This is a genomic window from Waterburya sp., from assembly GCF_058530065.1.
The window spans coordinates 1-9,428 of record NZ_JBZNBU010000236.1; the positions used below are offsets into that span (position 1 = coordinate 1).

Annotated in this window: 8 protein-coding genes; 3 read left to right on the top strand and 5 right to left on the bottom strand. The window is 38.2% G+C overall.

Going from position 1 to position 9,428, the window contains the following annotated elements; all coding sequences use genetic code 11:
* Positions 1-243: 243 nt before the first annotated feature.
* Positions 244-1,146: an orotidine-5'-phosphate decarboxylase gene (gene pyrF, locus AC33VI_RS14190; protein WP_491782917.1), complete on the bottom strand. Its 903-nt coding sequence runs from the start codon at positions 1,144-1,146 to the stop codon at positions 244-246.
* A 269-nt stretch (positions 1,147-1,415) separates the two neighbouring features.
* On the opposite strand from pyrF, the gene AC33VI_RS14195 reads away from it, so the two are divergent.
* Positions 1,416-2,690 carry a WGR domain-containing protein gene (locus AC33VI_RS14195; RefSeq protein ID WP_491782918.1) on the top strand — a complete coding sequence of 425 codons (1,275 nt, stop codon included), beginning with the start codon at positions 1,416-1,418 and terminating at the stop codon, positions 2,688-2,690.
* Positions 2,691-2,721: 31 nt separating this feature from the next.
* Here AC33VI_RS14195 and AC33VI_RS14200 read toward each other — a convergent pair whose 3' ends face one another.
* Complete coding sequence (locus tag AC33VI_RS14200; RefSeq protein WP_491782919.1) at positions 2,722-3,771, bottom strand: hemolysin family protein; 1,050 nt, start codon at positions 3,769-3,771, stop codon at positions 2,722-2,724.
* Between the two features lie 105 nt (positions 3,772-3,876).
* Here AC33VI_RS14200 and AC33VI_RS14205 point away from each other — a divergent pair, with 105 nt between their 5' ends.
* Positions 3,877-4,521: a PIG-L deacetylase family protein gene (locus tag AC33VI_RS14205; protein ID WP_491782920.1), complete on the top strand. Its 645-nt coding sequence runs from the start codon at positions 3,877-3,879 to the stop codon at positions 4,519-4,521.
* Positions 4,522-5,105: 584 nt separating this feature from the next.
* Here AC33VI_RS14205 and AC33VI_RS14210 read toward each other — a convergent pair.
* The 3 genes from AC33VI_RS14210 to AC33VI_RS14220 form a co-directional block, all read right to left on the bottom strand.
* Complete coding sequence (locus AC33VI_RS14210) at positions 5,106-6,179, bottom strand: hybrid sensor histidine kinase/response regulator (protein ID WP_491782921.1); 1,074 nt, start codon at positions 6,177-6,179, stop codon at positions 5,106-5,108.
* A 184-nt stretch (positions 6,180-6,363) separates the two neighbouring features.
* Entirely contained in the window at positions 6,364-8,127 is a 1,764-nt protein-coding gene (locus AC33VI_RS14215) for a S8 family peptidase (protein WP_491782922.1), read from the bottom strand.
* A gap of 105 nt (positions 8,128-8,232) precedes the next feature.
* Complete coding sequence (locus AC33VI_RS14220) at positions 8,233-8,964, bottom strand: NYN domain-containing protein (RefSeq protein ID WP_491782923.1); 732 nt, start codon at positions 8,962-8,964, stop codon at positions 8,233-8,235.
* A gap of 114 nt (positions 8,965-9,078) precedes the next feature.
* Between AC33VI_RS14220 and AC33VI_RS14225 the strand changes: the two genes are divergently transcribed.
* The coding region (locus tag AC33VI_RS14225) for a DnaB-like helicase N-terminal domain-containing protein (RefSeq protein ID WP_491782924.1) at positions 9,079-9,428 on the top strand (350 nt) is incomplete at its 3' end.

Sequence of the window (9,428 nt, forward strand, 5' to 3'; positions counted from 1 at the left end):
ATATCCAGACTTCCTTAAACCTTGGTCTGCGGGAGAGTAATTTAACTTTAGCGTCCGACGAATTTTGTTTCATAATCTCAGAAAGAAACAACTTATCCTTTTCCTCTGACCCCTGACCCCTGACCCCTGACCCCTGACCCAGCCTTGATATATCGGTTTGTTTCTTAGGAGTTTGGGTTAACAAGATCGATTTGTTGAGATAGCTAAAAGCTAAGAGCCATTGGTGATAAGTTATATTATGGGTTAATTAAAAACACTTTTAATTCTTTTGATAGAGTCGATCGCGGCTTGACGAATAGTATCCTTATTGGAGTCTTGACTGCCATACATATGGGGATACATAATCGCTCTAGAACTACTAACTACTGCTCCTAAGCCATCGTCATTAAAACAGGCTGCTACTCCTTCATTTTTGCCCCCTTGCGCGCCAAAACCAGGTACGAGAAATAGGCTATTGGGTAGCTGTTGGCGTAATTTGATTGCTGCTTCGGGATAGGTAGCTCCCACTACTGCACCAATACCACTATAACCATATTCTCCCAGACTGCGATCGCAAGCTGGTTTGATTAAATCGGCAATGATTTCATAGAGGTAGCGATCGCCAATTCTTTGTTCTTGAACGATCGACGCACCAGGGTTGGAGGTTTTAACACAAACAAAGATTCCCTTCCCCCAAGCGATCGCTTCTTGGAAAAATGGTTCTAAACAATCCGTACCTAAATAGGGAACAATCGTTAGAGCGTCAGCTTCGTAAGGACGTTTTGGCTCTTTTGGTAGGTAGCTTTGAGCGTAGGCTGTAGCCGTAGAAGCAATATCTCCCCGCTTAACATCTAATATGATAAGTAAACCGCGATCGCGTGCTGCTATCATGGTTTTTTCTAATGCCATAATTCCTGCCGAACCAAATAGCTCGTAATAAGCACTCTGGGGTTTGACTGCGGGTACGAGATCGGCAACTGCATCTAAGACCATTAAATTATACTGATAGATCGCTGAAGCTCGCTCTTCAATAGTACTTTTGGCATTAATTCTCTGCTTTTGCAACCAACTTTCGGGCATCCTCTCTAAAGCAGGATCTAAACCCACAATACAGGGAGTCTTTTTAGTTTGAATAGCTGCTATCAGGCGATCGATAAACATAGTCATTTTATTTTGCGCAATCCTTTTGATAATTAAGCGTAATTGGTTGGACTCATCATCTTGGCTTTGGTTTGATGAAACTCTAAAATTTTTGTTGATTTTTAAATCAATTAATACTATAATACTAAATAGGGTTGGCACAGAATAGTTATGGGATGTAAGCTCCCATAACTATTCTGGCTGTGTAATGCAGCAATTCCTTCAGACGACTTTAGCTGGGGAGCAATTTTAAAGTTCCCCTTTTATTCTTTTTTAAATTAAATACAACCAAAACTATGAGTACAACAACTTTGTCTAGAGTACTAGATAGCTGCACGCTTATATATGTAGAAGTAGGAGAAAATTCCAACAAAGTTTGGCGTGGAAGTCTTTTAAATGATGGTAGTTTTTTAGCTGAATGGGGTAGGGTGGGCAATAAATTACAATCTAAACTTCATTGTTTGGGTTCGATCGCCCTGGCTAAGAGTAAATTCGAGCGTACCAAACGGCAAAAAATTCGCAAAGGTTACACCGAAGCACAGTTAGTAGATGAAGATAATCAACTAAGCCAAGCGATCGCACCAGAAGATTTAGAAGCAATTGCCGCCAAACAGATCGAACATGGCAGAGATCCGCGCTCGAAGGAATTAATCCGCTATTTAGTTAAAACTAATATTCATCAAATTATTTCCCAAACAGATATTACTTATAATTCTGCTATGGGAGGATTTAAAACTCCTTTGGGTATTGTTACCCCCAATGCTATTTCTCAAGCCAGACAATATTTAGTTCAAATTGTTGCTACTCGTAAAGGTAATAGCTACAAACTGCGCCAATTACTCAGTCGATATCTGCGGTTAATTCCCCAGAATTTGGGACACAAACTAGACGAGTCACAATTTGCTTCCCCTCAAGAAATACAGCGTCAATACGAGATTTTAAATGCCTTAGAAGCTGCGGTAAATATGGATCGCAATCCCCAGCAAATATTTGAATGCACCATTGAAAGAGTACCAGGCAGCACCACCGAAGGAAAACAAATATTTAGAAAAATCAATCAACTATATAAATCAACCGCTAATCAAAATCATATTGCTGCCAAATACAAACTGCGTCGGGTTTATAAACTAGATATTCCTTCCATGAGAGAAGCATTTGCTGCCAAAGAAAAAGCGATCGGTAATGTCAAACAACATTGGCACGGAACAAAAGCCAGCAATCTCTTAAGCATCCTCAAACAAGGTCTAATTATTCCTCCTGCTAACGCCACCCAATGTACGGGTAGAATGTTCGGCAATGGAATCTACGGATCGGAACAATCTACCAAAGCCTTGAACTATGCGACTAACTATTGGAACAATTCAGAAGAAGCAGAAGATCGAGTCTTTATGTTGCTGTGCGATTTTGCTATGGGTAAAGAATATCGCCCTCAATCCTATAGCCGTAACTTCCCTGTTAAGGGCTACGATAGCACTTATGTAGCTCCTGGTGCAGCTAATACCATCAATCAAGAAAGTATTGTTTATCATATCGACCAAGTTAATCTGAAATATCTTTGCGAATTTTGTTAATTTTATGACCCATTGGGGACAAACTAGCCATTTAATCGCTGTCACTGTTAATTCCTCTAGCTTTGAGCAGGCGCAACCGCTTTTTGCGAGCAATTTCTTGTAAATCCACCGTGCGATCGGTTTCGTCCACAATTTCTCCTGTCAAGACTTCTAAAACATCCTCTAGGGTGACCACTCCTGCTACTCCGCCATATTCATCTAAAACTACGGCTAAATGCTCTCTATTGTCCTGAAATACTTTGAGTAATTTATCAGCGCGATTGGTTTCGGGAACAAACTGAACCGAGCGTTGTAAGCTGCTAATTTGGCGATCGCCATGCCCTTTAATGATTGCGGTTAATAGTTCGTCTTTAAGCACCAATCCCGTCACGCGATCGATATTGTCATCAATAACTAAAATCCGAGTATGTTGGGATTTAATGATTTCATTTTGAGATTCTTCTAAAGTACTATCCCCTTTAAGATAGGTAATAATAATTCGAGGAGTCATCAAATCTGAAGCGTTAAGATCGTTTAACTGAAATACCCGTTGAATCATTTCTGCTTCGTCATCTTCGATTACTCCTTCCTGAAAACCAAGATTAGTTAAAAATTTAATTTCTGCTTCGTTGGTGGTGGGCATTTTTTGTCCTTGAGTAAAAGGACTGGTAACATTTTCCACCAGCCACACTAGAGGGGTAAAGATGGCGGTTAAAAATTTAATCGGAATGGCGATCGCCAAGGAAACTGGTTCTGCGTAACGCTGACAAAGAGTTTTGGGAACGATTTCGCCAAAAATGATAATTAGAAAAGTTAAAATTCCCGAAAATACTCCCAGCCAGGCATCTCCCAAAATTTTGGTAGTCAAGCTACCAATAGCAATACTACCGACAATGTTAAAAATATTGTTGAGGATAACAATTGTGGCAATCGGACGGCTAACATTTAAGCGAATGCTTGCTAATGCCAAGGCTGCGGGTTTTTTGGATTGAGCGAGTTGTCTTACCTTGATCGGGGAAATAGACAAGAGTGCCGTTTCAGACCCAGAACAAAAAGCCGAACCAACCAAAACTGTGGCGACGACAAGAATCAGAGCAAGCATATAAAGAAATAGTTATTCTCCTCTAATATAATTCAAAATTACCCTGACTGGGAATCGAACATTCAAGTTACGATCGAAGTCAGTGTCTAAAAAAATTCCTGAGAAATGCTTCAACTAAATTTTAATAATTCCCTCACACAATTATTATGCTTGGGCGCGCACAGCGATGACATTGAAATTGGTTGTGGCGGAACTATCCTTAAGTTAATTGCCATGTACCCCAAGCTTAAAATTTATTGGGTTGTTCTTGGTGCGAAAGGGATCAGAGAAGAAGAAGCGATCGCTAGTGCCACAGATTTTCTTAGTTCGGCTGAGGAGAAACAAATTATTGTTAAAGGCTTTAAAGATGGTTTTTTTCCTTATATTGGTGCGGAGCTTAAACTTTATTTTGAAGAACTTAAGCAAGCAGTCAATCCCGATTTGATTTTGACTCACTACCAACAAGATCTACATCAAGATCATCGCATAGTTTCCGAGCTTACTAGAAATACTTTTCGCAATCATTTAATTTGGGAATATGAAATTCCTAAATACGATGGCGATTTAAGTTCACCCAATATTTTGGTTCGGTTAAGTCAAGATCTGCGCCAAAAAAAAATCGAACATCTAACCAATCATTTTCCAACTCAAAATAATAAACAGTGGTTTACGGAAGAAACTTTTAATGCCATTATGCGGATTAGAGGGATAGAATCTAACGCTCCCGAACAATATGCAGAAGGATTCCATTGTCGGAAAATAGTATTCTAAATTACATTTATCTTTGAAAAATAGGGTAGTTAATGAAATTTTGCTCGAAGTAATCTAAATCTAGAGGCAAATTACCAAAAATAATTACAAATAAAGAGCAGGAGATAATAATTGCCAAGTATTCATATTTCATAGCGATCGCTAGACTAGTTGGATAGTAGTTTTTATTTTAGCCAAATAGGTTTTTATGGAGATTAAGAAAAGGGAAAGAAAAACTAGGGAAATTATATAATCATTCCCATGAATTTCTTTATGATTAACTGGTTTTAACTCAGAATTCAGAAAAATTTGAAGTACTGATACAACTTTTCCTTTTGCCTATAGTTTCTATTTATAATGATTATAGTGAAAATTTATGGCGATCGCTTTTATTAAAATTTTATTAAAAGCAATATCTTCAGTAAATTAACATTAATACGATCAAATCTGATAATGTTATTATCTAACATAACTTGATTCCTTGCTCGATAAAACCTTTAGAATCATCATCAATCGGTCAGACAAAGTATTGCTAAATTAAAAATTAGAAAAAAAACGCCTAATTTTCAGTTAATTCTCAGATAATTTTTCTAGATTAATTTAACTTAGATCGAGAATTCCAGGGTAAAGACCGATCCATGAGGCTGATTGTCTTGAAGAGAAATTTTGCCCTTGTGGGCTTCTACTACCATTTTACAAAAACTCAATCCCAAACCAATTTGGGACACTCCTTGAATATAATCTCCTGTATTATAAGGTTCAAAAATTTGTTGCTTAAGTTCTGGTTTCACGCCAATACCATAATCTATGACCCTCAGGAAAATTTGAGTACCTTGGGGATAAGCTATCTGGGTAATAATTCTGCTATTAGCAGGAGAAAATTTAAGAGCATTGGAAAGTAAGTTTTCGATCGCTCTTTGGATTAAATTAACATCCACAGAAACTATTAATTGAGAATCGGGCAGTTTAGTAATCAATTCTATTTGTTTGGCTTGGGCTGCCACTTTAAAATTATTTACCACCGAAGTTACTAACTCTTTAAAATCTACTTCGCTTTTGTGCAAAATTAATTTATCCGCATCCATTTTTGCCACCATCAACAGGTCATTGAGCAAAGAATCCAAACGTTGGGCGGTGGAATATACAGTTTTTAAAGCAGCTAAATTTTTCCCTTCCAGACACTTTCTCCTCATTAGAGAACTACTGGTTAAAGTAATTAGCGATAAAGGATTTTTCAGATCGTGAACGATCGCTCTAGAAAGATTTTCTCTCATTTGATGGAATCTTTTGAGCTTAATTTGAGTTTCAACCCGAGCTAATACTTCTGGTACTTGAAAGGGCTTGGTAATATAGTCCATTCCTCCCAATTCAAAAGCTTTAACTTTATCGGTCACGTCATTAGAAGCACTCAGAAAAATGATGGGAATTTGTTGATAAGTGCGATCGCTTTTGAGTTTTTGACAGACTTCATAGCCATTCATTCCAGGCATATTAATATCCAACAAAATTAGATCGGGGAGAAACTTTTCTAACCCCATCAAAGCCGTCGAACCATTAATCGCTTTACGTACTTGATAGCCATGATTTAACAGAATTTGAGATAAAAGACGTAAATTGTCTAATCGATCGTCAACAATCAAAATTTTGCCTTTTTCTGAAGTATTGCGATCGCTATTCATCTCTCAATCCTTATTTTTAGTTTTTAGTTTTTAGTTCTTAGTTTTTAGTTTTTACTTTAATACAAAAAGCCTCATACCTGTTGGGAAATCCAAGATTTCTCGATACCAGATATGAGGACTAGGAGATTAGTAGAGTATGAGGAGTATAGGACAGTATTTACTAGCTACTACCTACTACCTACTATCAAGCTCTTTGCTTTTCTTTTTGACTGGCTAGATATGCCAAACCAAGACAAAGACAAGCATTAACTAATAAATAAGTCTGAGCGAATACCCCCGAACCAAAAAGCCATAAACTAGGATCGGTAAAGGCAGTAACTGTCAAACAAGCGGCTACCCCAATGCTAGAGCCAATAGCAAACCATTTGAGGCTGGGATTTCCGATCAGGAGAACGACTAAGCCAAAGGGAATTAAAACACTGGCAAATAAAGGATTGAGACTGCTATTGCCTAAAACTACATTCCCCAATTCGGGAATAGAACTACCAGCTAACCGCATGGGCCATTGAGGCAGATCGAACCAATACAATCCTTGAAGGAAGAATAAACCCGAACTACCAAAAATCAAACCCCCATTTAAACCCAATGTAAAAGGTAGATAGTTGCGTAAAAACCAAGCTAGTAAATAAGAGCCAATCACCATTCCTAGTTTGGGTAATAATGCTACCGCACCACCATCGAGCCAAAAACCGAGGTTAAGATAACCACTCTTACGCAACCAACGGAAGAAATCGTTGAAGGTAATTTTGCCTTTGAGGGCTAATTCTACTGCTGCACCCGCATCTAAATATCCCGAACCGAAGTGATTTAAACTATCTTCTTGCACTTTACGAGAAGACTGTTTCAAAATATCGCGAATCTCATCGGGATTATCTACACCTGTAGCTCTAACCAATGCTGCAACCCCTGCTACGTGAGGGGCTGCCATGCTAGTACCCTGGAAACCAACAAAAACCGATTCTCCCGTACGAGGATTGACGGTATTTTGAATGATTTTACCTGCTTCGCTACCGCCTGGAGCAGAAATATCGACTCCCGCGCCAAAGTTGGAATAGGGGGCTTTTCCTCCCGCAGAATCGATCGCCGAGACGCTAATTACATCGGGATAGCGGGCGGGATAGGAAGAGGAGTTGCGGTTTTCGTTACCTGCTGCTGCAATAACTACGACTCCTTTATTGTGGGCGTATTTAATCGCTTCTTCCATCATCTTAGAAGCACCACCGCCTCCAAGACTCATATTGATCACATCCGCTCCGTTATCCGCAGCAAATTTAATGGCTTCGGCAATATCGGCAATCGTACCGCCTCCACTAGATGCTAAGACTTTGAGGGGCATGATATTGGCTTTGTAAGCAATACCCGCTACTCCGTAACCGTTATTAGTAGACTGGGCAATCGTTCCTGCTACGTGAGTGCCATGTCCTTGGTCGTCGCTAGCATCATCTTTATCATTAACAAAGTCATAACCCTTGACAAATTTAGTTAATTTGAGGTCGGGTACTCGACTGACTCCCGTATCGATTACTGCTACGGTAACCCCTTCTCCTTTGGTTTCATCCCAAGCTTTTTCCACATTAATATTGCGGAAATTCCATTGCTTGGCATATTCAGGATCGTTAGGAACATCTAAAGCATGATATTGATAGTTTGCTTCGATATATTCAGTCTCTTTACTTAAAGGAGATTTTTTTAATTCCTTAAGGGTATTTTTATCTCCATTAACGATATAAATGCGATCGCTAATGGAAAAGATACTGTTTAAATTAACCTGTTGATTGTATTTATGAGAAAGTTCTTTTATTTCTTCGCTAACTGTTGCGATCGGTACTTCTTCTTTAAAATCTAAAATAATGGAGTTAAATTCTCCTTGTTGTGCCAGTCCTTTGAAATTAAGTAGGGCAAACCCCAATCCCAAAACAAACAAGCACCCCAGCACTAGTTTCTTCATAGCTAATGATTAATAGTTGTTATTGGCTCATCTACTAAGATAGCGTAACTTCCAACATAACAACTGTATTTGATAATTTATTGGTAATTAAAATTAAGTTATTCCTTATTCTTTAATGGATAAATAGTAAATTTTGCCTGTTTGATGAATCTTCATCTTATCGAGACAACTTTTTTTAATAAATCCCGATGCAGACTTGGCAATTTTATTAGTTTTAACAGCTTCGGCAATTGACTGTTGATAATCTAGTTTAAATTGTTGGGAGACTTGAGATAAAGGGATGGCTTCATTAGATTCTTTAATTAATTTCCTGAGACTCAATTCAACTTTATTTCTGACAACTTGTTCGATTGTGGGCTTCTTATTGTTGTTACTAAGATCGGCAATTGTCGAAGTGCGATCGCTTTGTAAATCTTGTAAATATACTTTGCTCGACTGCTGATAAACTTTATAAGTTTGACATCCCTGTCTTTGTAAAGTTTGATGTAAATAATTAAAAATAGAATCTCCCGAAACGATCGCCACTTCTTTTACTTGAGGATAGTTTAAGAGTAAGGACGCACCAATGGTTAAGATTTGACCGTCCGCACTATTTTTTTCTTTGGGTACGTGAATTAATTGATACCCTTGTTGGTGTAAATATTTATCTAGTTTGGCAATATTATTATTTTGCCAGTGTGCCACCGCAAACTTGATGGATATCGGATATTGACAGTGGGATTGAAGTTGTTGGGCTAAATCTATTTTCAAAGGAAAATTTTCTACGTCTAACAATATTGCTCCCGTTAGAGACAAAACAGGAAGAGATAGAGACTGTTGTAAGTTACCCAAATTCATTTTGACAGTTAGAGCATTTGAAAATAATTATAATCTCGTCCAAATCTTAGAGAGATTGACCAACAAGGTAGAATATTTGTTCTATATAAAAGGAGAAAAAGTCACAAGCAATCGATGAGCGAAATTAATCACTTACCTCCAGCTAGCATAGAAGCCAAAGAAGCAATCTTGAGTGGCATCTTATACGATCCCGAAGCAATCACTAGGGTTGCCGAATTAGTAGTTAAAGATGCTTTTTATGTCACAGCACACCAAGAAATTTATTACGCCGCCCTAAGCCTCAATAGTAAAGGCAAGCCAACCGATTTTATTTCTATTAGTACTTATTTAAGCGATCGCGATCTCCTGGAAAAAGTGGGAGGTACGGCAAAGTTAGCCCAACTACTGAATCGTACCGTGTCGGCAGTGAATATCGATCGCTATGCCAATCTGATCATGGAAAAATATATCCGTCGTCAGTTAAT

Coding starts and splice junctions, on each gene's coding strand:
- pyrF (WP_491782917.1), bottom strand. CDS start 1,146: ATGACTATGTTTATCGATCGCCTGATAGCAGCTATTCAAACTAAAAAG.
- AC33VI_RS14195 (WP_491782918.1), top strand. CDS start 1,416: ATGAGTACAACAACTTTGTCTAGAGTACTAGATAGCTGCACGCTTATA.
- AC33VI_RS14200 (WP_491782919.1), bottom strand. CDS start 3,771: ATGCTTGCTCTGATTCTTGTCGTCGCCACAGTTTTGGTTGGTTCGGCT.
- AC33VI_RS14205 (WP_491782920.1), top strand. CDS start 3,877: ATGCTTCAACTAAATTTTAATAATTCCCTCACACAATTATTATGCTTG.
- AC33VI_RS14210 (WP_491782921.1), bottom strand. CDS start 6,179: ATGAATAGCGATCGCAATACTTCAGAAAAAGGCAAAATTTTGATTGTT.
- AC33VI_RS14215 (WP_491782922.1), bottom strand. CDS start 8,127: ATGAAGAAACTAGTGCTGGGGTGCTTGTTTGTTTTGGGATTGGGGTTT.
- AC33VI_RS14220 (WP_491782923.1), bottom strand. CDS start 8,964: ATGAATTTGGGTAACTTACAACAGTCTCTATCTCTTCCTGTTTTGTCT.